27 protein-coding genes, 1 tRNA gene and 3 pseudogenes are annotated in these 25948 nt (G+C 62.4%); 12 read left to right on the top strand and 19 right to left on the bottom strand.

The features are described from left to right. The first annotated feature begins 75 nt into the window (after positions 1-75). From NCS00_RS06675 to NCS00_RS06655, 5 genes are all read left to right on the top strand, one after another. Positions 76-1500: an MFS transporter gene (locus NCS00_RS06675; RefSeq protein WP_008349921.1), complete on the top strand. Its 1425-nt coding sequence runs from the start codon at positions 76-78 to the stop codon at positions 1498-1500. A gap of 54 nt (positions 1501-1554) precedes the next feature. Then, positions 1555-1752 carry a hypothetical protein gene (locus NCS00_RS06670; RefSeq protein ID WP_008349923.1) on the top strand — a complete coding sequence of 66 codons (198 nt, stop codon included), beginning with the start codon at positions 1555-1557 and terminating at the stop codon, positions 1750-1752. 176 nt (positions 1753-1928) lie between these two features. Then, positions 1929-2318, top strand: a complete 390-nt coding sequence (locus NCS00_RS06665; protein WP_175980089.1) for a hypothetical protein — start codon at positions 1929-1931, stop codon at positions 2316-2318. A gap of 4 nt (positions 2319-2322) precedes the next feature. Continuing rightward, on the top strand, positions 2323-2661 hold the full coding sequence (locus NCS00_RS06660; protein ID WP_175980088.1) for a hypothetical protein: 339 nt from the start codon (positions 2323-2325) through the stop codon (positions 2659-2661). An 18-nt stretch (positions 2662-2679) separates the two neighbouring features. Next, complete coding sequence (locus tag NCS00_RS06655) at positions 2680-3141, top strand: lytic transglycosylase domain-containing protein (protein WP_250439654.1); 462 nt, start codon at positions 2680-2682, stop codon at positions 3139-3141. 21 nt (positions 3142-3162) lie between these two features. Here the strand turns inward: NCS00_RS06655 and NCS00_RS06650 are convergent, their stop codons facing one another. After that, the gene (locus tag NCS00_RS06650) at positions 3163-3900 is read right to left on the bottom strand and encodes an SDR family oxidoreductase (RefSeq protein ID WP_175980087.1); all 738 of its coding nucleotides are present in this window, start codon (positions 3898-3900) and stop codon (positions 3163-3165) included. A 200-nt stretch (positions 3901-4100) separates the two neighbouring features. On the opposite strand from NCS00_RS06650, the gene NCS00_RS06645 reads away from it, so the two are divergent. Further along, positions 4101-5126, top strand: a complete 1026-nt coding sequence (locus NCS00_RS06645; RefSeq protein WP_008349933.1) for a methyltransferase — start codon at positions 4101-4103, stop codon at positions 5124-5126. Between the two features lie 25 nt (positions 5127-5151). On the opposite strand, the gene NCS00_RS06640 is transcribed toward NCS00_RS06645, so the two are convergent. The 3 genes from NCS00_RS06640 to NCS00_RS06630 all read right to left on the bottom strand — a co-directional run bounded on the left by NCS00_RS06640 (position 5152) and on the right by NCS00_RS06630 (position 6205). Then, the gene (locus tag NCS00_RS06640) at positions 5152-5355 is read right to left on the bottom strand and encodes a hypothetical protein (RefSeq protein WP_008349934.1); all 204 of its coding nucleotides are present in this window, start codon (positions 5353-5355) and stop codon (positions 5152-5154) included. 111 nt (positions 5356-5466) lie between these two features. Continuing rightward, a complete protein-coding gene (locus NCS00_RS06635; RefSeq protein ID WP_008349935.1) occupies positions 5467-5862 on the bottom strand; it encodes a DUF5594 family protein in 396 nt (131 codons plus the stop codon). Between the two features lie 40 nt (positions 5863-5902). Next, on the bottom strand, positions 5903-6205 hold the full coding sequence (locus NCS00_RS06630; RefSeq protein ID WP_008349936.1) for a hypothetical protein: 303 nt from the start codon (positions 6203-6205) through the stop codon (positions 5903-5905). Positions 6206-6385: 180 nt separating this feature from the next. Here NCS00_RS06630 and dusA point away from each other — a divergent pair, with 180 nt between their 5' ends. The 4 genes from dusA to NCS00_RS06610 all read left to right on the top strand — a co-directional run bounded on the left by dusA (position 6386) and on the right by NCS00_RS06610 (position 8487). After that, a complete protein-coding gene (gene dusA / locus NCS00_RS06625; RefSeq protein ID WP_244808042.1) occupies positions 6386-7390 on the top strand; it encodes a tRNA dihydrouridine(20/20a) synthase DusA in 1005 nt (334 codons plus the stop codon). Between the two features lie 118 nt (positions 7391-7508). Then, positions 7509-7584, top strand: a tRNA-His gene (locus NCS00_RS06620). Positions 7585-7706: 122 nt separating this feature from the next. After that, the gene (locus NCS00_RS06615) at positions 7707-7952 is read left to right on the top strand and encodes a hypothetical protein (protein WP_033535750.1); all 246 of its coding nucleotides are present in this window, start codon (positions 7707-7709) and stop codon (positions 7950-7952) included. Between the two features lie 109 nt (positions 7953-8061). Next, entirely contained in the window at positions 8062-8487 is a 426-nt protein-coding gene (locus NCS00_RS06610) for a hypothetical protein (protein ID WP_008349938.1), read from the top strand. Positions 8488-8535: 48 nt separating this feature from the next. On the opposite strand, the gene NCS00_RS06605 is transcribed toward NCS00_RS06610, so the two are convergent. The 6 genes from NCS00_RS06605 to NCS00_RS06580 form a co-directional block, all read right to left on the bottom strand. After that, positions 8536-9645, bottom strand: a complete 1110-nt coding sequence (locus NCS00_RS06605) for an enoyl-CoA hydratase/isomerase family protein (protein WP_250439653.1) — start codon at positions 9643-9645, stop codon at positions 8536-8538. Continuing rightward, positions 9642-10337: a TetR/AcrR family transcriptional regulator gene (locus tag NCS00_RS06600; protein ID WP_244808041.1), complete on the bottom strand. Its 696-nt coding sequence runs from the start codon at positions 10335-10337 to the stop codon at positions 9642-9644. The genes NCS00_RS06605 and NCS00_RS06600 overlap by 4 nt, the downstream gene beginning before the upstream one ends. A 49-nt stretch (positions 10338-10386) precedes the next feature. After that, entirely contained in the window at positions 10387-10569 is a 183-nt protein-coding gene (locus NCS00_RS06595) for a hypothetical protein (protein ID WP_008349944.1), read from the bottom strand. A 211-nt stretch (positions 10570-10780) separates the two neighbouring features. Beyond that, entirely contained in the window at positions 10781-11065 is a 285-nt protein-coding gene (locus tag NCS00_RS06590) for a DUF1488 family protein (protein ID WP_008349946.1), read from the bottom strand. Between the two features lie 152 nt (positions 11066-11217). Continuing rightward, positions 11218-11571, bottom strand: a complete 354-nt coding sequence (locus NCS00_RS06585; RefSeq protein WP_008349948.1) for a hypothetical protein — start codon at positions 11569-11571, stop codon at positions 11218-11220. Then, positions 11571-11837 carry a hypothetical protein gene (locus NCS00_RS06580; protein WP_033535792.1) on the bottom strand — a complete coding sequence of 89 codons (267 nt, stop codon included), beginning with the start codon at positions 11835-11837 and terminating at the stop codon, positions 11571-11573. The genes NCS00_RS06585 and NCS00_RS06580 overlap by 1 nt, the downstream gene beginning before the upstream one ends. Positions 11838-12140: 303 nt before the next feature. On the opposite strand from NCS00_RS06580, the gene NCS00_RS06575 reads away from it, so the two are divergent. Beyond that, positions 12141-12479: a hypothetical protein gene (locus NCS00_RS06575; protein ID WP_008349952.1), complete on the top strand. Its 339-nt coding sequence runs from the start codon at positions 12141-12143 to the stop codon at positions 12477-12479. A 6-nt stretch (positions 12480-12485) separates the two neighbouring features. Here the strand turns inward: NCS00_RS06575 and NCS00_RS06570 are convergent, their stop codons facing one another. The 9 genes and pseudogenes from NCS00_RS06570 to NCS00_RS06530 form a co-directional block, all read right to left on the bottom strand. Continuing rightward, complete coding sequence (locus tag NCS00_RS06570) at positions 12486-12824, bottom strand: DMT family transporter (RefSeq protein WP_008349954.1); 339 nt, start codon at positions 12822-12824, stop codon at positions 12486-12488. 18 nt (positions 12825-12842) lie between these two features. Continuing rightward, complete coding sequence (locus NCS00_RS06565) at positions 12843-13340, bottom strand: heme-degrading domain-containing protein (protein ID WP_250439651.1); 498 nt, start codon at positions 13338-13340, stop codon at positions 12843-12845. Between the two features lie 607 nt (positions 13341-13947). Beyond that, positions 13948-14706 carry a type VI secretion system lipoprotein TssJ gene (tssJ, locus tag NCS00_RS06560; RefSeq protein ID WP_372492521.1) on the bottom strand — a complete coding sequence of 253 codons (759 nt, stop codon included), beginning with the start codon at positions 14704-14706 and terminating at the stop codon, positions 13948-13950. Positions 14707-14728: 22 nt separating this feature from the next. Then, complete coding sequence (gene tssG, locus NCS00_RS06555; protein WP_250439687.1) at positions 14729-15745, bottom strand: type VI secretion system baseplate subunit TssG; 1017 nt, start codon at positions 15743-15745, stop codon at positions 14729-14731. A 26-nt stretch (positions 15746-15771) separates the two neighbouring features. After that, entirely contained in the window at positions 15772-17586 is a 1815-nt protein-coding gene (gene tssF / locus NCS00_RS06550; RefSeq protein WP_175980011.1) for a type VI secretion system baseplate subunit TssF, read from the bottom strand. 273 nt (positions 17587-17859) lie between these two features. Beyond that, positions 17860-18468 (bottom strand): annotated as a pseudogene (locus NCS00_RS33660) (type VI secretion system protein TssA); the annotation flags it as partial. A gap of 88 nt (positions 18469-18556) precedes the next feature. Further along, positions 18557-20212: pseudogene (locus tag NCS00_RS06540) on the bottom strand (type VI secretion IcmF C-terminal domain-containing protein); the annotation flags it as partial. A gap of 667 nt (positions 20213-20879) precedes the next feature. Next, positions 20880-21281 (bottom strand): annotated as a pseudogene (locus NCS00_RS06535) (esterase/lipase family protein); the annotation flags it as partial. 526 nt (positions 21282-21807) lie between these two features. Continuing rightward, positions 21808-24264, bottom strand: a complete 2457-nt coding sequence (locus NCS00_RS06530) for a type VI secretion system Vgr family protein (RefSeq protein ID WP_250439649.1) — start codon at positions 24262-24264, stop codon at positions 21808-21810. Between the two features lie 279 nt (positions 24265-24543). Here NCS00_RS06530 and tssC point away from each other — a divergent pair, with 279 nt between their 5' ends. Continuing rightward, positions 24544-25932: a type VI secretion system contractile sheath large subunit gene (tssC, locus tag NCS00_RS06525; protein ID WP_051996679.1), complete on the top strand. Its 1389-nt coding sequence runs from the start codon at positions 24544-24546 to the stop codon at positions 25930-25932. Positions 25933-25948 lie beyond the last annotated feature (16 nt).

Raw genomic sequence — 25948 nt, 5'->3', positions numbered from 1 at the left:
ACCATAGGCGCGAAAGCTCTGCTCTCGCGGCTAGAATGGCAAGCTTCCAACCCGTCAGGCAGGAGCACGCAACCGATGCCGTTAGCACGCGATCGCGAGACAAAAGGCTCGTCGCTCATCGTCATGCTCGTCGCGGCGACCTTCTTCATGGAGAACCTCGACGGCACGATCATCGCCACCGCCTTGCCGCAGATGGCGCGCTCGTTCAACGTGCATCCCGCCGACATGAGCCTCGGCATCACGGCGTATCTGCTGACGCTCGCCGTGTTCATCCCGATTTCCGGCTGGGCCGCCGACCGCTTCGGCCTGCGCACCGTGTTCGCGAGCGCGATCGCGGTGTTCACGGCCGCGTCCGTGCTGTGCGCGACGACCTCGACCTTGCCCGCGTTCGCCGCCGCGCGCGTGTTGCAGGGCATCGGCGGCGCGATGATGGTGCCCGTCGGGCGCCTGGCCGTCTTGCGCGCGACGCCCAAGGAGGGCCTGATGCGCGCCATCGCGATCATCACGTGGCCGGGTCTCGTCGCGCCGGTGATCGGCCCGCCGCTCGGCGGCTTCATCACGACGTATTCTTCGTGGCGCTGGATCTTCTATCTCAACGTGCCCCTCGGGCTGATCGGCTTGCTGCTGACGCTGCGCTACATCGGCAACGAACGCGAGGATGCGACGCGGCGCTTCGACTTGCCGGGCTTCGCGCTGTGCGGCATCGCGTGCACGACGCTGCTCTACGCGATGGAACTGATCGGACGCAGCGACGTGGACTGGCGCTTCGTCGGCGCGCTGGTGGCGGTAGGCGTCGTCGCGGGCATCGCGTCGTGGCGGCATCTGCGGCGCGCGGCGCATCCGGTCGTGGATCTGTCGGCGCTGAAGGTGAAGACCTTTGCCGTGGCGATGGGCGGCGGCTCGCTCTTTCGGATCGCGATCAGCGCCGCGCCGTTCCTGCTGCCGCTGATGTTCCAGGTCGGCTTCGGCATGAACGCGTTCGATTCGGGCCTGCTCACGCTCGCGGTGTTCGCGGGCAATCTGTCGATGAAGCTCGTCACGACGCCCGTGATGCGTCGGTTCGGCTTCCGGCCGGTGCTGATCGTAAACGGCGTGCTCGCCGCGCTCTCGCTTGCCGCGATGAGCCTGCTGACGCCCTCGACGCCCACGTTCGTGATCGTCGCCGTGCTGTTCGCGAGCGGCCTGTCGCGTTCGCTGCAGTTTACGGCGCTCAACACGCTGTCCTTCGCCGACGTGCCGAAAGCGCAGATGAGCGGCGCGTCGGCGCTATCGAGCACGCTCTTCCAGATGACGATGGGCATCGGCGTGGCGGCCGGCGCAATCGCGCTGCGCATCGGCGAATGGATCCACGGCCACGATGCCCATTCCATCGGACCGGAGGATTTCAGCGTCGCGTTTCTGATCGTCGGGTTCGTGGGGCTCGTCGGCGTCGTCGATCTGTTCGGGCTCGCGAAGGACGCCGGCGCGCTCGTTTCCGGGCATCGCAAGCCGAAGGCGTGAAGGTTTTATGACGGAAAGGCTCAAGCCTTCGCCGCGCCTGCCGTAATCCGCGGTATGAACTCGCACACGCTCGACGCCCTCTCCGCCCTGACCGAAACGGTTGCCGTCCTCCGCCACGCGCGCGGCCTGAAGAATCCGCACGATTTCCCCGACGGCACGCCCGAGCGGCAACTCACCGCCGACGCCTTCGCCGAAGATTTTCTCCGCGCCCTCGATGCCGAACCGAGCATCGGCGCGTGGTGGCGCATCTAATCGAAGCGTCACAACGGCAAGGTCGCGGCATCTATTACCGACGTCCGCGCGATCTGATTCCCCGAATCGGCAAATTCTGAGTCAAGTCTTCCTATTTGGCGAAACGTTTGCGCGCGGCTATCAAGTCGCGCCCGTGCGCGCCGACAACTCGCATATCGCCATGACCCAATCAGGAGATGCCAGTGAAGTGGGCAGCGTTACTTTTTGCCATCGCCGTCGCGCTCGCCGTGACCGGCTGCGCGCCGATGCCGGCCGCCAATACGGCTCAGATCGAAAAACCGGCGGCTTCCGCCGAGATCATCCGCTTCGAGATTCCCGCTGACGCGCTCGGCGCCCGCGACCCGCAACTCACGGCGATCCTCGCCAAAGCGGGCGCGCTCGCCGCCGCTCAAAAGCAGCCGACGACCATTCTCGTCACCGCGCTCGCGCAGGACTTTCCCTATCTCAATCAGGCGATCTGGAAAGGCATTCCCGCGCGACATGCGGTCAAGCTCAGTCTCGAAAACCTGACCGCCGGCGCGCGCCAGCCGTACAGCGTGTCCATCAAGCCGACGCAGGGAGGCTGACGCGATGCGCCCATTTCTCATCCTCGCGACTGCGCTGTTTTCGATGCACGCCGCCGCCGGTCCGTTCGACGTGAGCGCGCCCGCGTCCGTGCAAACGCTCGCGGCGCTCGGACCTGCCGCGCAGAAGGTCTATCCGCCGCTGCCGACGCTCGCGATGCTTCCGCCTTCCAGCGGCGAAGAAGACGATGCGCCTGCCAAATCCGCGAGCAAGAAAGCGAAGAAAACGCGCCGCGTCGCCGATTGCAAATGCAACGGACCCGAGCCGCGTCTCGTGGTGTCGGACGAGTCGCGCACGTATATGAAAGACGTCGAGCGTCGCATCGACATCGCGCTCGCGCCGTAATCGAAGGAGCCACGTTCCATGTTCCGTCCGATTTGCGCGGCGCTGGCCGCCTGCGCGCTGCTCGCCGCGTCGCTCGCGCCGCGCGCCGCTCACGCCGACGATTGCTTCGAACAGGCCGGCGCCTATCAGGGCGTCAATCCGCTTGTGCTGCGCGCGGTCGCCTGGCGCGAATCGAAAGGCGACGCCGCCGCGCTCAACCGCAACGCCAACGGCTCGATCGATATCGGCCAACTGCAGATCAACTCGATCCATTTTCCCGATCTCGCGCGTCAGGGCATTCCGCATCGCGCGCTCGCCGATCCGTGCGTCAACGTGTTCGTCGCCGCCTGGCTGCTCAAGCAGAAGATGGTGAAGCACGGCAACACATGGCGCGCGATCGGCGCGTATCACTCCGAATCGCCCAAACATCGCGACGCCTACGCGCGCAGCATCCAGCAGATTCTCGTCAACTGGGGCGAGTTGCAGCCCGAGATGCGTTGAGGGTGCAACTCGGCCATCGGCTCAAAGCTGGCTCATGCCGCCGTCGATGATGATCTCCGTGCCGACGATGAAACCCGATTCCGGCGACGCCAAATGCAGCACCGTCGCCGCCACTTCGCTCGACTTGCCGAAGCGGCCGAGCGGAATCTGGCTTTGAAGCTGCGCGGCGGCTTCATCGATGAGGCCGAGCTTGTCGTGGAGCGGCGTCGAGACCGGACCGGGACTCACGACGTTCACGCGCGCGCCGCGCGGCAGCAATTCCGCCGACAGCGTCTTTGCGAGCGACACGAGCGCCGCCTTGCTCGACGCATAGACCGATGACATCGGCATGCCGATATGCGCGTTGATCGAACCGTTCAGCACGATCGACGCGCCTTCGTTCAGCAAGGGCACGAGCGACTGGATCTGGAAGTACGGTCCTTTCACGTTGATCGCGAAGGTTTCGTCCCACGCTTTTTCGTCGATGTCCGTGAACGGCCCGAAGGTGGCGACGCCCGCGTTCACGAAGATCGCATCGAGCCGGATGTTCGCATCGGTCAATGCTTGCGCCAGTTCGCGCGCAGCGCTTACCGTGCCCGCCACGTTGCGGATCGCGATGGCGTTCGCGCCGAGCGACTCGCGTGCCGTCGCGAGCGCGCTTTCATCGCGGCCGGTGATGACGACGCGCGCGCCTTCCGCAGCAAATGCCTGCGCTGCCGCGAGACCGATGCCGCTGTTGCCGCCAGTGATCAGAACTGTCTTGCCTTCGAAGCGTTTCATGACGTTCTCCTTGTGAACGTTGCAGGGTGTGAAGGCATTATGGTCGGGCGTGCGCCCTTTTCCGTACGACGCGGCCGGCGCACTCGTTCGATATCGTCGAACGAGTTTTTTGTCTGAGTGAGGCGCCCCACAGATGCGCCTTGAAGCGAACGCGATCGCCTCCTAGAGTTACGCAGTTCCTTCCCGACAGGAGGCGCATCATGCAAGACGCGCAACGCGGCGCACAGCCCAATCCCGAGCGGCTGCTGCAAATGGGGATGGCGTTCTGGGCGTCGAAGACGCTGCTTTCGGCGGTCGAACTCGGTGTGTTCACGCAACTGGCGACCGGCCCGCGAACGGCCGACGATCTCGTGCAGGCGCTGGCACTGCATCCGCGCGGCGCGCTGGATTTCCTCGATACGCTCGTCGCGCTCAACCTGCTCTCGCGCGAGGGCGGCTTCTACGCGAACGCCGACGACGCCGATTTCTTCCTGGATCGCAACAAGCCTTCATATGTCGGCGGATTGCTGGAAATGGCGAACGCGCGCCTCTATCCGTTCTGGGGTTCGCTCACGGAGGCGCTGCGCACCGGCCTGCCGCAGAACGAATCGAAGCACGGTGGCAACGTCTTCGAGACGCTCTATAGCGACCCGGCACGTCTGCGCGGCTTTCTCCAGGCGATGAGCGGCGTCAGCATGGGCGCGGCGCACGCGATCGCGCGACAGTTCCCGTGGAGCGAGTACCGCACGTTCATCGATATCGGCGCGGCGCAGGGCGCGTTGCCGGTGCAGGTGGCGCTTGCGCATCCGCATCTGACGGGCGGCGGCTTCGATCTGCCGGTGGTGGGTCCGGTCTTCGACGCGTACGTCGCCGCGCACGGACTCCAAGACCGGCTGCGCTTTTATCCCGGCGATTTCTTCAAGGAGCCGTGCCCGTCGGCGGATGTGCTCGTGATGGGGCACATCCTGCACGACTGGGATCTGCCGCAGAAGCTCGAACTGCTCGCGAAGTGTCATGCGGCGTTGCCGGCGGGCGGCGCGTTGATCGTGTACGACGCGATCATCGACGATGAGCGCCGTCAGAATGCCTTCGGGCTTCTGATGAGCCTCAACATGCTGATCGAAACGCCCGGCGGCTTCGACTACACCGGCGCGCAATGCTGCGCGTGGATGCGGCAAGCGGGATTCGCGACGGCGCGCGTCGAACCGCTCGTCGGCGCGGAGTCGATGGTGATCGCGACGAAGTGAGCGGGCCGCGCGCCTGAACGCTTCGTCAGCGGTCGTTCGACATGCCTTTCAGGCGATCGTTGCCGGCGTCGCGGGCGGCGTCGGCGGTGGAGAAATTCTCTTCGGAAACCAGCGCGCGCTTGACCTCGCGCGCCGCGAAATCGACGAGCGTGATGACCCAGACGAAACCGCCCGCCTGCTCCGCGGTCTGCACGAATGCGCGCAGATCGCCTTCATTCGACGATGCCATACCGACCTCCTCGTTCAAGTTGATGCGCCCTGCCGGCCGCGCGAGACGCGTATCGACCGGCGATGCGATGCGTCGGCTGAACGGGCGCTAACGGGCGGCAGCCGGCCGCCTTCAGGCTTCGAAATCGAGACCGCCGAAGAGCACCGACGGTTCCGCCTGCGAGCGCGTCGCGAGATCGACCTCGCGCGCGCCCTGCCACGCGTCGAGCTTCGCGCCGATGGCGTCGAGATAACGCAGGAATCGAGCCTCGCCGCCCGCGCCCATCAGCCGTTCGATCTCGTCGTCGTCCCAGGTCAGAAATACGTTCAGCGGATACGGATAAACGCGCCGATGTTCATCGCCCTGTCGCGGTGCACGTTCGGCGCTGACATGCAGACGCGTCGGCACGGCCGGGCTCTCGTAGCCGAGAATGTCGACGCGCACGCCGTGATCGACGACGCGCGTCACACGTTCCACGATGCGCGGCATGAATTCGGTTTCGAACCGGAGCGCCTGTTGCCGGTTCAACGGGCTTCTCCGCGAGCGCTCGACTGCATCAACGGCATCGTCAGACGGCGGGCAAGTCTTCGAGCGATTTCTCGATCTGACCGTCCTGCACGCGCGCTTCGATGCCGATGTGTCCGTTCGTGTAAGGCAGCGCGCTGACTTTCGGGCCGAGGAAGGCGCGGCCGCCGAGTTTGAAGAGCGTGCGGACTTCCTTGCCGCTCTTGATGGCGTCCACGACCTGCTGGACATCCACGATGGTGGTGGGCGCGGCCCAGTCGTTCGTGGCCGGATCGAAACTGCCCCAGCGCACGCTGGTCACGCGGTCGTTGACCCAGCGCACACCGTCGATCGCCAAAGTAGCCATGTCTGCCTCCGATGCCGTCGTTGGGGTGATCTCGAAATCCTAGCATTGTTGGACGAAGGCGGCTGACGTTTGCGCGGGCGAAACGGTCAGCCGGCGCGAACAAACTGCCGCGCTGCGGTAAAATCGCGGATTCCCCTTGAAATTCAAGCGGTTCGCATGAAGGTGCGGCCGCCGTCGCCCATGTCAGCCGTATCGAAGATCAGTCCCCGCCGCGTCTCCGTCGCACCTATGATGGATTGGACCGACCGCCATTGCCGGTCCCTGCATCGGCTGGTATCGCGTCATACGTGGCTCTACACGGAGATGGTGACGACGGGCGCGCTGCTCTACGGCGATGTCGCGCGGCATCTCGCGTTCACACCCGCCGAAGCGCCCGTTGCGCTGCAGCTCGGCGGCAGCGAGCCGGCCGATCTCGCGAAAAGCGCGAAGCTCGGCGAGCAATGGGGCTACGACGAGATCAACCTGAATTGCGGCTGCCCTTCCGAGCGCGTGCAGCGCGGCGCGTTCGGCGCTTGTCTGATGAAGGAGCCGCAGCTCGTCGCGGATTGCGTGAAAGCGATGCGCGACGCGGTGTCGATTCCGGTAACGGTCAAGCATCGCATCGGCGTCGACACCGTCGAGGAATATGAGTTCGTGCGCGATTTCGTCGGCACGATCGCCGATGCCGGCTGCGAAGTGTTCATCGTGCACGCGCGCAACGCGATCCTCAAAGGCTTGAGCCCGAAGGAGAATCGCGAGATTCCGCCGCTCAAGTACGAATATGCGTATCGGTTGAAGCGCGACTTTCCGCAACTTGAGATTTCGATCAACGGCGGCATCAAGACGCTCGATGAAGTCGAGGAGCATCTCAAGCACGTCGACGGCGTGATGCTCGGGCGCGAGGCTTATCACAATCCGTACGTGCTCGCCGGCGTCGACACGCGCTTTTACGGTGCGAATACGCCGGTTCCGTCGCGCGAAGAAATCGAGGCGGGACTCATCGACTATGCACGCGGCGAACTGACGCGCGGCACGTATCTCGGCGCGGTGACGCGGCATGCGCTCGGGCTGTATCGCGGCGTGGCCGGCGCGCGCGGATGGCGTCGCGTACTGTCCGACAATCGCCGTCTCGCGAAGGGCGATCTGACGATTTTCGATGAAGCGCGGGCTCACCTACGCGAGGCGGTGGAAGCGCTCGATGCATGATGCGTGGCCGTCGGAAAAAGATGCTAAAAGGGACTAGGCAAGCGCAATCATTGTTCGTATAATCTCGCTTCTTGATTGCTGCAGCGGTTTTGAAGCAGTCGAGATCGCGGTAACAGTGGTGGCTGTAGCTCAGTTGGTAGAGTCCAGGATTGTGATTCCTGTCGTCGTGGGTTCGAGTCCCATCAGCCACCCCACCGAGAATTCATGCAAAAAGCCCAGTCGAATGACTGGGCTTTTTGCTTTGCGGCTTCTGATTCGGACGGCCCTCGGGCACGCGCCGTGCACATCGAAAGTCTCCCCTTGGCGGAGACTCATCATGTCCCGACATCACCTCGCAACAGCCGCCCTTCTCCTCGCCACGACCTTCGCGACCCAAGCCCAGACCGCGCGCCCCGACGAGAGTGCCTCAATGGTCAAGCCGCCGGGCGCACCCGGCGCGCCGTCCGCGAGCGCCACCCGCCCCGACAATCCCGACAACATGCCGGTGAAGCGCCCGAATCCGCCGCAGAACAGCGATCGCATGCTGCATCACAGCCCCGCGAGCGACGCGATCGCGAAATAACCCGCAACGGCCCCGAACCCGCGCTGGAAGCACGCGCGACGCCACTATAATGGCGCTCGTCACGATAATCGGAGCCTACCGCGTGCTCATGCTCCAAGCGGTCTAGCCAATGCAAAAAGTCATTCTGCCGTTCGTTTCCGGTTTTCTCGCCGCACTCTTTTTTCGCGAATCGACCCTGGCGCTGTTGCACGCAGCGGGTCTCGTCGATCCGGCCGGCTTTTCCACCGCACCGTTTGTTCCGCTCGGCATCCCGGAATTCATCGCGAATGCGCTGTGGAGTTCGATCTTCGGCGTGCTGATGGCGTGGCTGCTGCGCGTCGCGCCCGAGCGCAGCGCGCCCTGGATCGGCGCACTCGTGTTCGGCGGCATCGTGCTGACGGCCGTCGGCGTATTCGTCATCGATCCGGCCCGCGGCATCTGGCCGAGCGGCAACATGCTGCCGCGTCTCGCGCCGAACTTCATCGCCAATGCGATCTGGGGCTGGGGCGCGCTCGTCTTCATGCGCGCGTTCATGGCGGGTCACGAGCCGCACTGACCCGCCGCCGGAAACGAAAGCGGCCCGCGCGGGCCGCTTTTCACAGCGTCAGTCCTTCAACAGCCGCAGCGGATGCGCCGCGGGCGTCCACGCGCTTTCGAACATGCGATCGACATCGGCGGCGTTCACATCCTCGGCGCGCGCGATCTTCCAGCGCGGCTCGTTGTCCTTGTCCACGATGCGCGCGCGGATGCCTTCCAGCACATCGCCGCGCTCGAACATCGTGCGCGTCAGATCGAGATCGCGGCGCAGCGTCTCGGCCATCGTCGAGAATTTCGCGCGATCGACCTGCTGCAACGCTACATCGACGGACAGCGGCGAGCGCTCGCGCAGCTCGGCGGCCGTGCGTTTCGCCCAGTCGTTGCCGATGTCCGCCTCGCGTTCGAGCGACGCGAGGATCGACGCGCCGTTGCCCGCCGCGAAGTGCTTGTCGATCATCGTGCGCGCGGCGGCCAGTTCGCCCTTCTCGGGAATCGGCGCGACCTTGTACTTCGTCGTTTCGTTCTGCACGAAGCGCACGATCTCGACGCCATCGAGAAAACGCTGATGCCTGAGCGATTCGATGAGGCCCGGCAGCGCGCCGTCGTCGAGATAAGCGTCCGCCATGCGGGCGTACAGCGCGTCCGCGGCGGAAAGGCTCGCGCCCGTCGCCGCGAGATAACGGCCGATCGCCCCGGGCGCGCGCGCGAGGAACCAGCTCACGCCGACATCGGGAAAGAGACCGATGCGCGTCTCGGGCATCGCCATCTTCGTCGATTGCGTGACGACGCGCAGGCCGCCCGTGTGATGCGCGCCCTGCGAGATGCCCATGCCGCCGCCCATCACGACGCCGTTCACGACCGCGACATACGGCTTCGGGAACGTGAAGATCGCGTGATTGAGCTTGTATTCGTCGGTGAAGAACGCGTCGATCGCCGCCCGGTCGCCCGCCTGCGCGGACTCGTACAGAAAGCGGATATCGCCGCCCGCGCAAAACGCGCGCACGTGCGGGCTATAGACGATGACGGCGCGGATCGCCTGATCGTGGCGCCACGCGCGCAAAGCCTCGCTGATCGCGCGCAGCATCGGCGGGGTCAACGCGTTGAGTGCCTTCGGACGATCGAGCGCAATGAAGCCGATGCCGTTGGCGGTGTCGATACGGATGTCTTCGGTGGTCATCGTGTTGAAGTGTCGGGTCGATTCGCTGAGACGAATCGAGGTTCGGTTCGGTTGGCCGGCGCGAACCACGCGTCGAGCGACAACTCGACGAGCGTCGTGGCCGGCGTCTCGGGCAGCGCCGCGCCGGTCAGCTTCAGCGCGACGATGCCATGCAGATTCGCCCACAGGCCTTCCGCGCACGCGAGCGGCGCGGCGTGCGCGGGCAGCCGGTCGGCGGCACGCAATTCGGCGAACGCGTCCGCGATCAGCGAAAGCGTCGCCGCGCCTTGCTCCGCCGCGTGATCGTCGCCTTTACGCTGGGCCTCGGCGACTGCCTGCGCGGAATCCGTGTGCTCCATGAACATCAGCCGATACGTCTCGGGCTCGGCCAGCCCGAATTCGACATACGCGCGGCCCATCGCGTTCAGGCGCGCGGCCGGATCTGCAATCGATGTATGGGCGAGGAACGCGTCGCGCAGACTCGCGTGCCCTTCCACGCGCAACGCCCGCGCGATATCGCCACGGCTCTTGAAGTGAAGATAGAGCGCGGCGGGCGAATAATCGATCGCCTCGGCCAGCTTTCTCATCGATAGCGATGCAAAGCCTTCGCGCTTCACGATCTCGCGCGAGACCTCGAGTATGCGCTCGCGCAGCGCCTCGCGCTGCTCGCGTCTTTGCTCCGTGCGGCGCTCTTGCGAACCCATGCGAGGCATTGTCGGCACCGCCTCTTTCGAAGTCAAATTGCGACGCGCGGGCGCGCGCTCAGACGGTCATCTTGCCGTCGTCGTCCCGTCGCGAAGCCGCGCGATAAAGCGGCTCGTCCGAGTCGCGCAGCACGACCGACGCGAACACGATGCACAGCGCAAGAATCAGCACACCAACGGCTGCCCAGATGAGCCATAGCGCATTGGACTCGACAAGTGAGTGAAGAAAGGATTGAAGCATGACGACCCCGCGCGATTTTTATATTTGACCGCCCAAGCGCATGGCGTTGAGCAAGTAATGTGCCGAGCGAATCGCATCGCGTGCGGCGAATAGATGGATGGTACTCCGTTGCGCGATCACGCGGAAGGAGGCGCGGCGTGTCCCGCGCGAATAAAGAGGCGGCGCGATGCAGGTCTTACATCGCGCCGTGTAAGAGATGAACGAAGGTGCGTCAGACGGTGACGCGCCCCGGCGGAAAGTGTCCGCTTTTCAGGAGCACGGGCATGCCGTTGGTCACGCGCAGATGCTCCCGCGCGACCGCTTCGATGCGCGTGCGGCCCGCATCGAATGCGTCGATCCAGCCGGCGCTGTCATAGGTCTGCGCGCCGAAGTGATCTTCGAGCGCTTCGACCGAAATGGCGCACGGCACGCGCCGGCCATCTACGATTGCGGCGAACTCGACGGTCAGGTTGGAATCGCGGTAATCGGGCGCGTCCGGAAGGAATCGGATATTCATGATTGTCTCGTTGCTGAAGACGTTCAAGCGCTGAAATCACTTCTATCGCTGCGTTCGATGCGGGTCCGCTCGCGGCGCCGCGAACGATCGCACGAATCGATTCGGCGACTATGGTACTCGCGCTCGCGCCGCGCGGTCCAGCGCCGCGCCGCTCATGCCGCAAGCACGGATTCGTCGACATCGACGACGAGCAGCGAGCTTGCAAGCGGATCGGCATAGTTGAAGTCGAGCAGCCGGCTCATTTCGCGCACGCGGTCGCACACGCGTTGACGCGCATCCAGCGACAGATGCGGATAGTCGCGCAACACTTGCGCGTCGAATCGGTAATGCACGCCCCACGCGACATTGCCCGGATGATTCGCGACGCCGCCCGTGCGCCAGCTCACGAAAAGCGCCGGCGTCGGCTCCGCGCCGATTTCCGCGACGTCCGCGCCGCTCGGAAACAGATCGATCAGGCTGTTCGCGACGTCGTACAGCACGGTATGTCGAAGATGAACGGGGCGCATTACGTCGATTGCAGCAAGCGGTCGATGTATTCGCGCGCGGCCTGCTCGACGTGTGCGAGCGCCTCGTCTTCGGTTGCGAAGCGCCGCTCGGGACCGAGATCGACGAGCGCTTCGAAACGATGGACATCGTCCGGGCCGCCGCGCGCGAGGCTCACCGAGCCGACATAGATCGGCGCTTCACCGTCGTTTTCGCCGTGCGACTGCACGAGCCGCGCCGAAGCGCTGATGTAATACCCACGATATGGCCCCGTGACTCGTTCTGCCATGGTTTTGCCTCCGTTCAATTGGCCGCGCATGCGCCGGTTTTCGCCGATATCGGCGGCAATTTCAACCGAAACGCCAGATGAATAAGGCGCGCGATCCGGAAAATAGTTCATCGGGCGGCTTGACGCGCATACGGGCGCTCTCACGGTTTGATCGCAAGCATCGCGCCCGCGCGGGTTGCGCTAACAACCGCTTACGTGTCGCGTAAGGCGCGTATGGGACAATGCGTCTCTCAAAAAACGCGCCCTCGCCGCGAAGCTCGAGGCACTGCGGCGCGCATCGCAATTCGCTCTCACGAGGTAAAGATGAAGGAATCCGGTCGGCGCTTGCGCCGTATCTCCGCACGCGTCGCGACGCTCGGCGCTGTCGTCGCGATCTCGGCTCTCGGCGCGTGCGCGTCGTCGAACGAAGCATCGCTCATCAATCTGCCCGATGGACAGACCGGCTACGCGGTCAACTGCAGCGGCGCCGACGCCGGATCGAGCTGGGCGAGCTGCTACGTGCTCGCCGGCAAGAAATGCGGCGCGACCGGTTACGACATCGTGTCGAAGGACAACGAGGAAGGCGGCCCGACCGGCGGCGGCATCAGCAACGTGGTCTCCGCGAACGTCAAGAACCGTTCGATGATCGTGCGTTGCAAGTAAAGCGCATCAATGCGCGCTCATCTTCGAGAAGGCGTTGAGCACGACCACGCCGGCGACGATGAGACCCATGCCGAGCATCGCGGGCAGATCGGGCGTCTGTTTGAAGAGCAGCGCTGCGACGAGCGTGATGAGCACGATGCCCGCGCCCGACCACACCGCATACACGATGCCGACCGGCAACGCGCGCAGCGTCAGCGACAGCAGATAGAACGACAACCCGTATCCGGCTACGACGATCGCAGCGGGCAGCGCGCGCGTGAAGCCATCGGAGGCGCGCAGCGCGGAAGTCGCGATGACTTCAGCGACGATCGCGATGGCGAGAAGCACATAAGCGGTTGAGCGCATCGGCGTCGGGGCTCTCTTTTAGTCGCGTCCGAGAGACAGGTCGCCGAAGTTCTGGCCGAGCACGGCGCATAGTGCTTCGACCACAAGCTGATGGTCGTCGCGCTGCGGAAGTCCCGACACCGCGACGGAACCGATCACGCCCGCGCCCTGCACGCGCAGCGGGAATGCGCCGCCGTGCGTCGCGAACGCTTTGGGATCGAGCGTGTACTTGTCCGCGAGCGTCGTGCCGGCCTGTTGCAGCGTGAGGCCGATCGCATACGAACTGCGGCGGAAATGCTCGACGGTGCGCGACTTGCGCTCGACCCAGCGCGCGTTGTCGGGTGTGGTGTTGTCGAGCGCTGCGTAGAAAAGCTGGCGCCCGAAGGTACGCACATCGATGACGATGGCCGCATCGCGCGCCAGCGCCATCTCGCGCAATTGCGAACCGATTTGCCACGCGTGTTCCGAGTGAAATTGCGGGAACACGAGCGTGTGCTCCTGATGCGCGACGGCTTGCAGAACGTGGGGAATGTCCATGGACGGGTCCTTTGGCGTGCTTGAAGCGAAGATGGTGGGTGTGGAGGAGATTTTCGCACGCGTGGGGGAAGGCGCGATGTCTGCGTTGGTCGTGAAGGAGTGGAAATGCGACTTGGGGTTTGGAAGTCGAGGACGACGTTGATGCGAAAAGCCTGACTGACCAGGCTGATTGCGACCCCTGAAACCGAACGCGACGGACACTGCCTGCGCGACAGCGAATGTGTCGTCTGCGAGCATTGCGGACACAGCGGGTTTCTCAGCCACCTACGACCGACGCCTTGTTTGTCTCGCGCAGCATCGTGACCATCAGTTCTTCCGTGAATCGGCTCTGCTTCATGACTTCCATATCTCGGTTGGAAGCCATTTCTCAGTTTCGGTTGGCCCAAACTCACCAGGCAAGGCAACGAAATCAGGTTATACGGTAATGCGATCAGGCTCACGTTTCGACAGCGGCTCGACATCGCTCAGAATCAGCGCCGGCATCGCTCACTTCATGAAGTTGCAATGCTCGCGCGTAGCGGGCTACAGCGGGCCAGCCGAATTCGTCTGCCTGAGCATGCAGTTGGCGAGTTAAGGATCACTCTTCCGAGAGGCGCTCCGAAAGTTGTCATTTCGAAAGCAACCCGCCGGCGCTCGTCGAGATCGAACTTGCGCTCGCCTTGGCGCTTGTGAGCGCGTCGGTTGCCGTGTTGACGCTCTGCGCCGCCGCTTTGCTCGCGGCGGCGGCTCCCGAGACACTCGACGCCGCCGACGCGGCAGCCGCCCCGGCGTTCGATACGGACTGCTGCGGCGCATCGCGTTTCACGGCTTTCGGATCCGCACCTTCGAGCACGAGCAGATTGCTCTGCACACTGATTCTCACCGGATCGGTGTCCTTCCACTGCTTCTTCGGAATCAACAGCTTCCACACGCCGTTGCTGCTCGGCGAGCGGAAGAACGCCACTACGCCAACGTGCTCGGCGTCCTTCTGCATCGGCTCGGCAACGCTCGCGCTCGCGCCCGGGCGCAGCACGACGTCCTTGGTGGCGACGAGATCCGTCTTGAGCAGTTCGAGATCGGCGTTCTGCAACTGGACGTATTCGAGTTGCGCGAAGGTCTTCGAATCCTTGAGCTGATAGAACCGCACCACCGTCGAAAGCGGCTGGCCGGTCGCGTTCTCGTTCAACGCGGCGCGACCGTTCAGTTCCACGTTCATCGACTTGACTTGCGTGGTGAAGAGCCACTCGGCTGCGCTTACCGTGCTGTCCTTCGTGGCCTGCCACGCGCCGCAGCCGGCGATCGAGAGCAGACTGGCCGTGGCGAGTGCGGTCGTTGCGCTTCGCATCAGGCGGCCCGTAATGGAAGCATTCGAGTTGTAGTGATGCATGGTCGGTCCTGCCCTGCTTGATTTATTCGGCTGCGCCATCCCAGCGCCCCAGATGCACGCGCGTAGTGCGCGCAGGCTCGTCCGTCGGGGCCGAGCGGTCGAACAGTTGCGTCGTCAATCCCAGACTGGTTTGCTTCGGCTTCAGCACCGGATCGGGCATCAATTCGGGCCGAACGTGCATCTCCAGATGCGCCTCGGCCTCGTAGCCCAGATAGAAGCGCAACAGCGCCATCACCTCCCGATGCGCATGCCCGCCTGGCGTCAGATCGAGCACCGTCTCGCGTGTATCCGGCGTGATGATCACGCGTACCGCGTTCGAGCGATCGTAGAACCCGCGCCCCAGCAGACACTGCTCGCCGAGGGCCGCCGGTTCATAGTCGTTGACCTCGCGCCAGACCGGATGGAACTCCTCGACCGCAATCGACGCGTCCGGCACCGCGTGCTGCAGCACGCCAGCGAGCCCTTCCGCCGTGCGTGTCTTCTGCGCGGTGATGCCCAGCATCGACATCAGCTTGCGCGGATCGATTCTTGATGGGACCGCATGCGGCTTCGCGCTGAATCCCAGCCCGGCGAAGCTCAAAAGACACCGCGACACCGCATCGCTGCCGCCCTCACGATAGCCGACCGGATAGCGATACTTGCGCCACACGCGATAGTGCTGCGTCAGAATGCGGTGGTGGAATAGATCCAGAAACGCCGAGAGCGGCTCGGCGCCATCGCGGTTCTGCGCCACCTCGTCGACGAAGTAAGACGGCATACGTGCGTCCACGCCGTAAAGGCCAAGGAAGGTCGTGCGTACGGTCGGCGGTGCATCAGGGTGGTCGTCGTCATATTCGACGCTATCGATCTCACGGCTCGGAAAACCAAGCCGTCCACGCGAACGGAACCGCACCGGCTCGGTCATCGGTGAATCGGTCGTACCGATGGGTGCGGCATCGGGTGCGGCCAGCTCGATCAGCTCGCAAAAACGATAGAAGTTCATCCGTGCCGCTTCATCGAGCAGCGTTTGCAGCAGCGTTCGCTCGGCCCCAGGATTCATTGCGCCAAATACCTTCTCCGGCGCGTTCAAAACGGCGCTCCTTCGCCCTTCGTCTCCGGCCACTCGATGCGCGCGCCCGACGGCTGGGAGATGACGACCAGCTTCGTATAGAGATTCAGCGTCGCGTAGAGCGCAAGGAAGCGATTCAGCATGCCGCCGAACATGTCCAGATCTCCGTCGCCCGCGAAGCGCGTGCTGTCGAGTGTCACGCTCACTTCGACCCCGCGCATCAGTCCACCCTTGACGAGCTTTCGTAGCGGACGATGGCGCACGTCCGTGATCGCATCGATACGCCGGCGATTGAGTTCGCCCTCGGTCCAGTCATAGAGCCCGAGCGAGCCACGCAGAATTTCCGCGTTGAGCAGCGAGAGGTAATTCGGCGCGAGATGCGACAGCACTCGCCACTGGAAGCGATCGCCTGTTGGCGGATACACCGGCAATGTCGGCGCAGTCAGGTTGCGCACCGCGCCCACGTTCGTAAAACCGCCACGCATGCGCGTGATACCCGCCTCGCGCAGCGCCTTGCGCGGCAGCATGCCGTTGGTGCCCGTCACCGTCACCGAAAGCGTCTCCTTCGGCAACGTCTGCGCTTTCTCCCAAGCCTGGCCGCCCAATACGAGCCACGTATCGAAGCGACCGGAGGGGCCGCGCCGCATGCGCGTGTGGAAATAGCGCTCCGGAAGCTCGTGCCGAAGCATCCCGCCGCGATGCTTGAACGCCGCGAACGGCGCATATTCGAAGCGCCGGCCCTTCTCGAAGCCTTCGACGGTATCGACTGAATAGATGTCGACGAGCGACCCATACTGCTCGCGCGCCCGTACGCGGTATTCCGTGTCGAATTGCGTGACCGTAACGGGGTCGGCCGCAATTGGAAACAGGTTGATGACCGGCGTGCAGTACAGCCGAACGTTCTCTTCGGTGAAGCGCATGTCGTCGGGATAGGGTTTGTCCAGCACCACTTCGACATCGAACGAGAATGCCGACTTCGGGATCGCCGCCATGTCGAGCCCCAGCAAATCGACGAACATGAACTTCTCGGGGAACGTGAAGTATTCGAGCAGCAGTTGATAGCCGCCAAACGCGTTATCGGCCTTCGGCCACAGGCGCTCGTCGGTGGCGAAGCCCGCTGGTGCAAGGCGCAAGCCTTCCATCGATTGGGGCATGCCCGGACGCTCTTCCGGGAACCCTGGCACGCGAAACTGCAAGGCGATCGGTTTCGCGGTCAACGCCGCATATAGCGCGTGCGCCACCGGGCGGTCCGCGTTCAGGTAGAAGCGCAGCCGTGGCACGCGCAGGCGGTCGCGCTGCGTTTGCGGCTGGATCGCGAAACGAAAGCGAATGACCGAGCGGCCATCCTCACGCGCATAGGCGCCGGCTTCTGAAAGCGTCAGCGGATATAGATCGACCGGCTGCGTGGTGCGATAGACGCATTCGATTTGCGCCTCGTCGGTCCCGTTCAGGCCGGTGGCGATCGGATCGGATGTCGCTTCGAGCCCAGCTTCGACGACTTCGTGCTTTTGCATCGCGCCCGCGTTTGGAGTGAGCTCCAAAATCGACAACGAAGGGATCATCCGAAGATAGTGCGGCCAAAGCATGCTGACCAAGCCTTCGGTGAGTTCCGGCAGTTCATCGTCGAGCTTGTGACGCAAGCGGCCCATCAGGAACGCGAAGCCTTCGAACAGGCGTTCGACGTGCGGATCGCGCTCGCCGATGCGGTCGATATCGAGTTCTCGTGCGCGATCGGGAAACGCCCGGGCGAATTCCTTGCCTGCCTCGCGCAGATAACGCATTTCCGCTTCGTAATAGCGCAGGATTTCGTTGTCCTTGGTCGGGGACGACATCGTGGTGATTTCCTTGTTCTTCTTAAGTCAGCGCCACCGCGCGGGCGCGTCGATTGTGGTCAGATCGGCAGTGAGGCTGTCGATGCGCCGACGACATCACTTTGTGGGCATCCTTGCGGTTGAAACGGCTCTTGGGAATGCGCAGCAGATGGTGTTTCGCTTCGAACGCCAGTGCCGGCTCCCAGCGGTTGATCTGGAAACGTTCGATGTCTGCATCGAGTGCGCCGAGCAGATGCAGCGCCGTGTCGGCGCGCTCCGCTCGCTCGCCGTATTCGACGACGTCGATGTCGCATCGTTCTCGGATGGTGACTCAATGCGACCTTCGAAACGCCCGAACAAAGGCGCGAGCACCGGACGCGCATCTTCCGGCCACGACTCGATGCGGTCGGTGATCAACGCCAGCGCCGACAGCGCGCGTTCGAGCAGCGGCCCGTTGAATCCCTGCACGGCATCGAGCCGATCGGCGAAGGTGCTGCCGCACAGCCATTCGAACGCCGCACGACGCGAACCGGCGCGCGCGGGCAAGAGCGTGTCGTCGAAACGCTCGACCAGCGCCGCGAGCATTTCGAAACCGGCGGCGAGGCCTTCCGCGCCCTCGCGGCGCAGACGGCCATAGACGTAATACACCGCGAACCGCACATCCTTCGCGCGGGACTTGATGAGCCACTCAGCCGCGTCGATGATCAGCGCGTCATCGACATTCGAGAGCTTGGCGACTTCATCCTTGATGGCGAGAAAATCGTCGTCGTAACCGGGGTAGTCACCGACGGGCGCATCGGCGCGAATCGGCAGGAGCCAGTCGTCCCATTGCGGCAGCGCTTCGATCGCGCGATCGGACGGCTTGCGTGCGCCGAACAGCGCGTTGAGTAGATGGGTGAACATAAGAAATCAATGTGTGGATTGACCGCTTTTGCCAAGCGTATCGGCGAATCAGCGTGGGGCCACCGGAGCAAGGTCCGGACGCTCGAATTTATAGCGTTCCTCGGCCATTGGGTAACGGCGTTTCAGCTTGCTTGGCCGCCTCGATCGCGGCCTTGGGCAGCGGCGGCGGGCCATCGGTCTTCGTATTGCGCCCGGCCGTCTCGCGCTTCACGAAGATGCGCGTGGGCAACGTGAAGCCGCGCAGATCCAGCAGCTCCAGCGGCCCCTTGCCCACATCCGTGCGCAGCATGTAGGTGAGCGGATACGCCATGTCGGCGGGCGCCGGTGCAGATGGGCCGTGCGCGTTGAGCGCGTCCTGATCGATTGCTTCGTTCGTCTTCGCAAACTTGGTGCGCGTGTCCTCGAATTGCGCCTTCGCCTGCCACGTCACCTGATACGTCGCCGTGTCGATCGGCTCGACATGCGCGCGCTCCAGCATTCGAACGAACGCCCAGCGACCGGCAAATTCGAAGCGCTTGTTGGTGCCCGCCGTTTCGGTTTGCCACTCCAGACGCGTGCCGGCGCTTTGCGGGTCGCTCGTCGGCCACGCCATGCCGCTCCACGTTTCCATCTGGTTGTAGTAATGCAGCTTTTGCGCGTCGATCGTGAGCAGCGTATCGGTGATGCCCGGGGTCGGCACTGGCTTCAGTTCGAACCGGTACGACGGCTCGCCCTGAGCGAGCAGATGGGCCGCGATGCGTTGCAGCGTATTGATCGCCTTCAGGAACGCCGGATCGACGGCGCGTGCGGCGCTGCTTGTACCGGTGGCGGCTGGCACCGGCACCCATTGGTCGCCCTGTAACTGGATCACGCCCGCGAGTTGCGTGGCGAGGAACGTGTCGATGAGCCCGCCTTGCGGACGCAGAAAACGCGCGAGTTCCGGCAGCGAGGCGTCGTTGACGGTACTCGCGAACGGATAGCGTCCCGCGAACGAGCGGTTCCAGTTTGCGACGATGGTGTCGTTCCACGCATCGTTCAGACTGGCCTGTGCCGGTTCGAGCACGGTTTGCGTCGCTTGCGACACGGGGCGCACGAATAACTCCGCGCCCATGCCAGCCCATTGCTCGCCGAGACTCGCAGCGATCAGTTGCGCGTAGGCGAGCGTGTCGGCCAGATCCGAACCCTTGCCGAGAAGGAGCGACTGCGCCACCTGTCGCGCCTGCTCGTCGGAGTCGGGGCTGTCGCTGATCTGTTGCAGCTTCAGGCGCAGGCTCGTGATGCGTTCGGTGAAGCGTTCCAGGCTCAGGTCGCTACGGGCACTTGCGCTAACGTTTGCGTTCGATTGCGCAACGAGGCGCAGCACCGGACCGAACGTTGAGCCCAAGGGTCCCGCCGGATCGGGTTTGGCGGCTTGCGGGGCGTCGTCCTTCTTGCCGAGGATGTTCTGCGCCTTGTTCACCAGCGTATCCGAGAGCGAGTCGCGCTGTGCGCCTGCCCCGCCCTGATAGTCGAGCGCCTTCATCAACGCGATCAGGGGCGACTGACGGGCATCGGCGATCAGCTTCAGTTGGCTGATGGCTGCGGGCAACGTCGTCGCCGAATCACAGCGCAGGCTGTTCATGAACGACTGCCAGTGCTCGGCGTAGTCGGCGAAATAACGGGCGCGCAAGGCGGTGCGCAGCGCTTCGGGCGTTTGCGCCGATGATGTCATGTTGCCCTGGCTGACATGGCCCAACACCCAATCGCCCGCCACGCCGTTGTGTTTGCGGTTGGGGTTTCGGGTTGTATGCGCCCTCGTGATCAATTCCGCTGAATCCAATGCATGCCTTCGCGAACCCCTTAGGCGCACTCCCAGACCGTACCGGCACCGTACCGTCGCCGTTGTCACACGCAGGCGCAATCTTGAATGTCTTGCGGACCGCAAAACTCGGCGACGACTTGGTACGGCCGGCCACGATTTCAATGGTGCCGATCCGGTCATCTGTTGCAGCCGATTTATCCATTGGATCGTACTGGTCGTCGTCAAGATAGGAATCCCCTCTTTTCCACAATGAAGGCTTGCGCGGACTGGTCCATTCCACGTCACCCCAAGTCTTGTGCTGCTTGTCGTCACCATAAAAGGCGTAGGTACAGCGGTGATAGCGCCGACTGATCGCAGTGTGAAACTCGCGAACGACTGAAGTTACAAGGGTGCAAAAACTGATCCAGTCCGTCTCGATGCTCTTCTTTGCGGTGTCGAGCGGATTGATGAGTTGATCATCGATCAGCCCCCACCACTCTCGACGCTTCAGGTAAATATCAGAATAAGGATCGCCAGACATGGGCAGCGATGGCACCGGGCGCCCGCCATCGCGAATCTTCAACCATCCGTTTCCATATTCCGGGCTAGGCAACAACTGCAGTGCGCCCGGTGACTGAGCAAACACTGCGGTGATTTCCTCAGCGGTCGCTCCGAGCACACGGCTCGAAATCGCGCCAACAACAGTGCCATCTGACTCCGTACCGGATTTCACTCGCTTGTAGGCAGTTGCCGAACCGGTCGCAGGCATGACGCCGTGAACGATGCCGAGAATTTTCTCGCTGTAACCGAAGAACTCGGAGCAATGACGAGCGACTAACCCGCCCATTGAGTGCGTCACAACTATAACCTTATCGCAACGCCCATGATCTCGATAGACTGCCATGATCCTGTCGATCGCATCTCCTAAAGCACGAGATGCAAGGTCATTCGACTTCAGCCAGTTGTAACCCACCGCATGCACAGGAAACCGGTACCGATATGAAAGTCCGATTTCGGCGTCGGTAAGTTTCTCCAGTCCTTGCGCGATAACCATGTCCCTGAGACTGGCGCGCAGTCCGCTCTGGCCATGATCGGTACCGGGATGACAATCATCCAGAGCGTTTTGAAGCCAGACGAGCCAATCACCATAGCTCTTCTTGGAGACCGTCCCCCATCCTCGCCTCTTCATCTCGACAGCAGAAAGTGAGGTACCCTCCGGAAGTTCGCCACCCTCGTACACCTGCGTTTGATTGGGATCGAGTTTCTGTTTGCGATACGATGCGTTCTTGTATGACCATGACACCATCGCTGCTGAGCTATTGACCACCCAGACCGGCTCCCCCTTAAGGTTGCACAGATTGCTTCCCATGATGCCGGGTACAAAAATCACCGGAATGATCCGATTCGGCACCATAACGCAAACTGCGATGCTATCGTCGGAGGGCGACGTGACCGATGCGTAGTGTACCGAGCCGTCGTCGGCAATCTTGGGCGGGATTATGCGTTCAACAGTTGTCATACGGACTCACTTTTTGCTTCTGTATGTTCATGATGTGGTTCGACTATTTCGTGGCAGTCGATCAATCCGGATCAATGCGTAATCGCATGCCATCCACGAAAAGACTTTTTTGCAAGCCGGTCTTACCCTCCGAATCCGTCACGCCCGATATCACGCTTCCATCTTCCCGAATGATGGAAAATTTCTGATTTTGAACTGGCTTATTGTCGAACGGCCACTTGAGCACGAACTGTTCGTCAAAGTTGGCGTGCTTCCACGCATTCATTGACTGTGCGAGCGATGATGGACCTTGGCGGCTGAATGCAGCGGATTTAATCGTTCTGTCACCGCGTGTGCCGTCCTCGATACCGGTCGATGACAACCGAATATATGAACCGCCACATTTGAGCAGTAGTTCCTGCTTGGCTTCGATAGTGACGCGACCTTTTATGCTCGTCACCGTCATGTCTTGGTCTGCACTTAGACGCATATCATCGCTCAACGCACTGATCTCGACCTTGCCACTGGCAGCAAACAGTTTTGCGCCAAGCTTTTGCGCGAATATAGATACCGCTTCTCCCGCGGCAACCGTGAAGCGCTTGAGCACGCTGAAATCTGCGTGCCCGCCCGCCGTGCCGATTAGGTTCTCAGCGGCGCTCATTTGCAAATCGGCGCCTGACGTTAACGCCATACCGGCGGGTGCGCTGACCAAGATTCCAGCCCGTTTGAGTGCCGTGAGAATGTTGTGCAGTAGCGCTTTCTGTCGATCATAGTCGGCGGCGATTGCTTGAGCAGCCGCTGCGACTGACGCCAGAGCTTCGCTTTGCTGCAGGGCCTCTTGAAGCAGACCCCGTGCGGCTTGCATATCGAGTTGTTGCCCACCCCCGCCCGGTTGGTCGTCCGCGCTGATGAACAAACCTTTACCCCCACGAATTGCGCCGTAGCCCGAGCTTCTAAGCTCAAACCCCTCCCCGCGCTTCTCGAGCTTTGAATCGACGAGATACCCCAGACTAAGCTGCGACTTGCCCGAGTGCTCGGTGCTGAGCTTGATGCCCTCCTCTCCAGCCCAGTCTTCCATCCGCAGCTTGTTATTGCTCTGCGTGCGGATGACATTGCGCGACAGCCATCTGCGGTCATTCGTGATGTGATCGACCGCCTGACTGTTGTGATGGAAGCCCAATAGCTCTGGCTTGTCCGGATCGCCGTCCCGGAAGCCGATTACCACCTCGGTATCGTCCAGCCCGGGAAAGTGAAACCCTGTCTGCAACGCGCCCGCGAACGGCTTGGCGAGACGCAACGGCACACTTTCACCGCCTTTGGGCCACTCGTCGAAATCCACATCGAAACGGACCGTGTAGTAGCCGGCGGCCGTCAAATACGCATATTTGTATTTGTCAGGACTTGTCACGCGACCGCTGAGCGTACCCGCAATCTTCGGCCACTTCGATTCGTCGATCTTCAAACGGAAACGTCGGCTAGCCGGAATCGCCTTGAAGGTATTGCTATACGCCTTGTCTCGCGCACCGCCATGCGTCACTTCGACGACCACTAGGCCGTCTTCCGCATCCGGCAACTCGGCATCCGTACGGAAGACACGTCCGCAGCGAAGCTCCTGCACATTGCTCCGGCCTTCGAATACCACCTGCCAGCAAATCGCTTCCTCGTGATACAACTGCGCCTTGCGCTGGGCTTCCGCCTGATCGAGATGCGCCGTGCCGTAGATATAGGGCTTGCCATACGTGGTCGGATCCTGTGGCGCTACGTTCTCCTCCGCCTTGAATCGTTCCCAGGCCTTGTCCGGGTTATAGTCTGCGACGACCATCGCTTGCGGCACGACGAATGTGCGGCACGCCAGTTCGTACACCGACTCAATCGACGCTTCCATACCCGCGTTCTCCCGATACGGGACAGCGCGATCGGGATCGTAAATGTAGTGATCGATGTCATCCGCAAAGACGATTCGATCGCCGTACTCAGTTTCCTCTACATACAAGTAGATGCCCCACTTCGTCATGAGCATCTGGAGGTACGCCAGGTCATCCTGAGCATACTGAAAGCGGAACAGCGTCTGTGGATACACGCCCCGCAACCGAAAAAGGTACTGGTGCGGTTTGAACTTGTGACGAACCAAGATCGCCTCGAGGATTTGAGGGATCGTCTTGTGCTGATAGATTTTGGTGTCGCGAATGCCCTGCAGGCGCGCGAGATGAGATTTGACAACAATCTCATAGCTCACGAAGTCGTTTGTCGTCTTGATCTTTGAGAATGACGAGATGAACCCAGACCACTTACGCGTGGTACCGTCATCGGCGGTCAGCGAAAAGCTCGCCTCCTGGTTCAGATAGTCGCGACGGGAAATGGCACGGGGGTGGGAGACGAGGACCGTCAAGACCACTGGCTCGCCCATCTTCTCCGAGATATGATGCGCCGTCACTGACAGGAGCGCCGCACTGTCTGCGCTCGGCACTTCAAGGTGCTGCGACTGACGCCCCGTCACCAGGCTCGTGATCCGCTCTGCTGCGTCCAATAAGCTGGACATGGTCATACACTCCTTTCTCTGCAATGCTATCGATGCTTGCCAGAAAGCAAGCGGTGATCAGTCTTCGCATGGATGCGCCATTGGCATCGGACCATAGCTCATTGGCAATCGATCTGTAAGGAGGAAATGTCTTAGTTATCCGTATTCCTGATCTTTCTCAAAGCGCGATAGCTTCTCACGTTCGGACGTGATATACGTTGCCGCCTCATCGAATTAACGGCACGCGGTCTCGCCTCTAGGGCGATTGCTCTCGTTACCGCGCTTAAAGCATATTCAAGCATGTTGGTGCATATTCCGTCCGATTCTCGACACCTCACTTCGCACGCGGTCATTGACGCGTCCGATCGATCTGCCTCCGCGCCGCAGCGATCATCCGAATTGCACATCGACATGGAGATCGCGAGTGTCGATCAACGGCTCGGCGATCAACTCGATGCGATCCTGCATCACCCCGACTTCCAGCGGCTCGAAGCGGCCTGGCGGGGCTTGAAGTTTCTGGTCGACCACACAGACTTTCGCAAGAATGTGCACATCGAAGTGCTCGACGTCGACAAGGAAACGCTGCGGCGGGATTTCGAAGACGCACCCGACGTCGTTCAGAGCGGCCTGTTCCGACACACCTACACCGAGGAATACGACACACCGGGGGGCCAGCCGATCGCTGCTCTGATCTCAAACTACGCATTCGATCGCAGCCCGCAGGATATGGCGCTGTTGCGCGACATTTCGAAAGTGTCCGCCGCCGCACACATGCCGTTCATCGGCGGGGTGTCGCCTGAATTCTTCGGCAAGGCATCAATGGAAGATGTCGTCGCAATTCGCGACCTGCGCGGCCATTTCGAACGCGCCGAATATTTTCGATGGAACAGTCTGCGCAAGACGGACGATGCGCGTTATCTGGGTCTGACGCTGCCGCGCTTTCTGGCGCGTCTTCCGTACGGTGCTGATACGACACCGGTGCGCTCATTCAACTACACCGAGGCGGTGAACCATTCGAATGGCGCCGGATATCTCTGGGCGAACGCGTCGTTCGCTTTCGCCACCAATCTCGTGCGAAGCTTCGTGCGCAACGGCTGGTGCATCCAGATCCGCGGGCCGCGCGCGGGCGGGATCGTCGAGAACCTGCCCACGCAACTGTACGCGCTCGGCGCCGGCAATCTCGCCAAGATTCGCACCGATGCACTCGTGCCCGAGACGCGTGAGTTCGAGTTCGCTCATATCGGTCTGATCGCGCTGTCGCATTTCCAAAATCACGATGACGCGTGCTTCTACTCCGCGCACTCCGTTCAGAAGCCCGAGGACTTCGACACCAAGGAAGCGAGCGCCAACAGCCGCGTCAATGCCCGCTTGCCTTACATCTTTCTGCTCTCGCGAATCGCGCATCATCTGAAGATGATCCAGCGCGAGAACATCGGTACGACCAAGGACCGGCGGCTGCTGGAGCTCGAGCTCAACACCTGGGTCAAGACGCTCGTCACCGAAATGACCGCGCCTGGCGACGACTTGCAGGCCTCGCACCCGCTGCGCGAGGCGCGCGTGGAGGTGGAAGACATCGAGGACAACCCGGGGTTCTTTCGCATGAAGCTCTTTATCGTGCCGCATTTCCAGATCGAGGGCATGGACATCGGTCTCTCGCTCACTTCGCAGATGCCCAGGGCGAAGAATTGAACCCGTTCAATCCGGC

The sequence above is a fragment of the Caballeronia sp. AZ1_KS37 genome, from assembly GCF_023631165.1.
Lineage (GTDB): Bacteria > Pseudomonadota > Gammaproteobacteria > Burkholderiales > Burkholderiaceae > Caballeronia > Caballeronia zhejiangensis.
This window is presented reverse-complemented; position numbering and strand designations above follow the sequence as displayed.

Bases quoted from the DNA above. Each gene is read 5' to 3' on its own strand.
- NCS00_RS06650 (WP_175980087.1), bottom strand. From the start codon at position 3,900: ATGAAACGCTTCGAAGGCAAGACAGTTCTGATCACTGGCGGCAACAGC.
- tssG (WP_250439687.1), bottom strand. From the start codon at position 15,745: ATGAATCCTGGGGCCGAGCGAACGCTGCTGCAAACGCTGCTCGATGAA.
- NCS00_RS06675 (WP_008349921.1), top strand. From the start codon at position 76: ATGCCGTTAGCACGCGATCGCGAGACAAAAGGCTCGTCGCTCATCGTC.
- NCS00_RS06590 (WP_008349946.1), bottom strand. From the start codon at position 11,065: ATGAATATCCGATTCCTTCCGGACGCGCCCGATTACCGCGATTCCAAC.
- NCS00_RS06665 (WP_175980089.1), top strand. From the start codon at position 1,929: ATGCCAGTGAAGTGGGCAGCGTTACTTTTTGCCATCGCCGTCGCGCTC.
- NCS00_RS06600 (WP_244808041.1), bottom strand. From the start codon at position 10,337: ATGCCTCGCATGGGTTCGCAAGAGCGCCGCACGGAGCAAAGACGCGAG.
- NCS00_RS06610 (WP_008349938.1), top strand. From the start codon at position 8,062: ATGCAAAAAGTCATTCTGCCGTTCGTTTCCGGTTTTCTCGCCGCACTC.
- NCS00_RS06585 (WP_008349948.1), bottom strand. From the start codon at position 11,571: ATGCGCCCCGTTCATCTTCGACATACCGTGCTGTACGACGTCGCGAAC.
- dusA (WP_244808042.1), top strand. From the start codon at position 6,386: ATGTCAGCCGTATCGAAGATCAGTCCCCGCCGCGTCTCCGTCGCACCT.
- tssJ (WP_372492521.1), bottom strand. From the start codon at position 14,706: ATGCATCACTACAACTCGAATGCTTCCATTACGGGCCGCCTGATGCGA.
- NCS00_RS06645 (WP_008349933.1), top strand. From the start codon at position 4,101: ATGCAAGACGCGCAACGCGGCGCACAGCCCAATCCCGAGCGGCTGCTG.
- NCS00_RS06640 (WP_008349934.1), bottom strand. From the start codon at position 5,355: ATGGCATCGTCGAATGAAGGCGATCTGCGCGCATTCGTGCAGACCGCG.
- NCS00_RS06565 (WP_250439651.1), bottom strand. From the start codon at position 13,340: ATGGACATTCCCCACGTTCTGCAAGCCGTCGCGCATCAGGAGCACACG.
- NCS00_RS06630 (WP_008349936.1), bottom strand. From the start codon at position 6,205: ATGGCTACTTTGGCGATCGACGGTGTGCGCTGGGTCAACGACCGCGTG.
- NCS00_RS06605 (WP_250439653.1), bottom strand. From the start codon at position 9,645: ATGACCACCGAAGACATCCGTATCGACACCGCCAACGGCATCGGCTTC.
- NCS00_RS06575 (WP_008349952.1), top strand. From the start codon at position 12,141: ATGAAGGAATCCGGTCGGCGCTTGCGCCGTATCTCCGCACGCGTCGCG.
- NCS00_RS06530 (WP_250439649.1), bottom strand. From the start codon at position 24,264: ATGTCCAGCTTATTGGACGCAGCAGAGCGGATCACGAGCCTGGTGACG.
- tssC (WP_051996679.1), top strand. From the start codon at position 24,544: ATGTTGGTGCATATTCCGTCCGATTCTCGACACCTCACTTCGCACGCG.
- NCS00_RS06595 (WP_008349944.1), bottom strand. From the start codon at position 10,569: ATGCTTCAATCCTTTCTTCACTCACTTGTCGAGTCCAATGCGCTATGG.
- NCS00_RS06660 (WP_175980088.1), top strand. From the start codon at position 2,323: ATGCGCCCATTTCTCATCCTCGCGACTGCGCTGTTTTCGATGCACGCC.
- tssF (WP_175980011.1), bottom strand. From the start codon at position 17,586: ATGTCGTCCCCGACCAAGGACAACGAAATCCTGCGCTATTACGAAGCG.
- NCS00_RS06655 (WP_250439654.1), top strand. From the start codon at position 2,680: ATGTTCCGTCCGATTTGCGCGGCGCTGGCCGCCTGCGCGCTGCTCGCC.
- NCS00_RS06570 (WP_008349954.1), bottom strand. From the start codon at position 12,824: ATGCGCTCAACCGCTTATGTGCTTCTCGCCATCGCGATCGTCGCTGAA.
- NCS00_RS06580 (WP_033535792.1), bottom strand. From the start codon at position 11,837: ATGGCAGAACGAGTCACGGGGCCATATCGTGGGTATTACATCAGCGCT.
- NCS00_RS06615 (WP_033535750.1), top strand. From the start codon at position 7,707: ATGTCCCGACATCACCTCGCAACAGCCGCCCTTCTCCTCGCCACGACC.
- NCS00_RS06670 (WP_008349923.1), top strand. From the start codon at position 1,555: ATGAACTCGCACACGCTCGACGCCCTCTCCGCCCTGACCGAAACGGTT.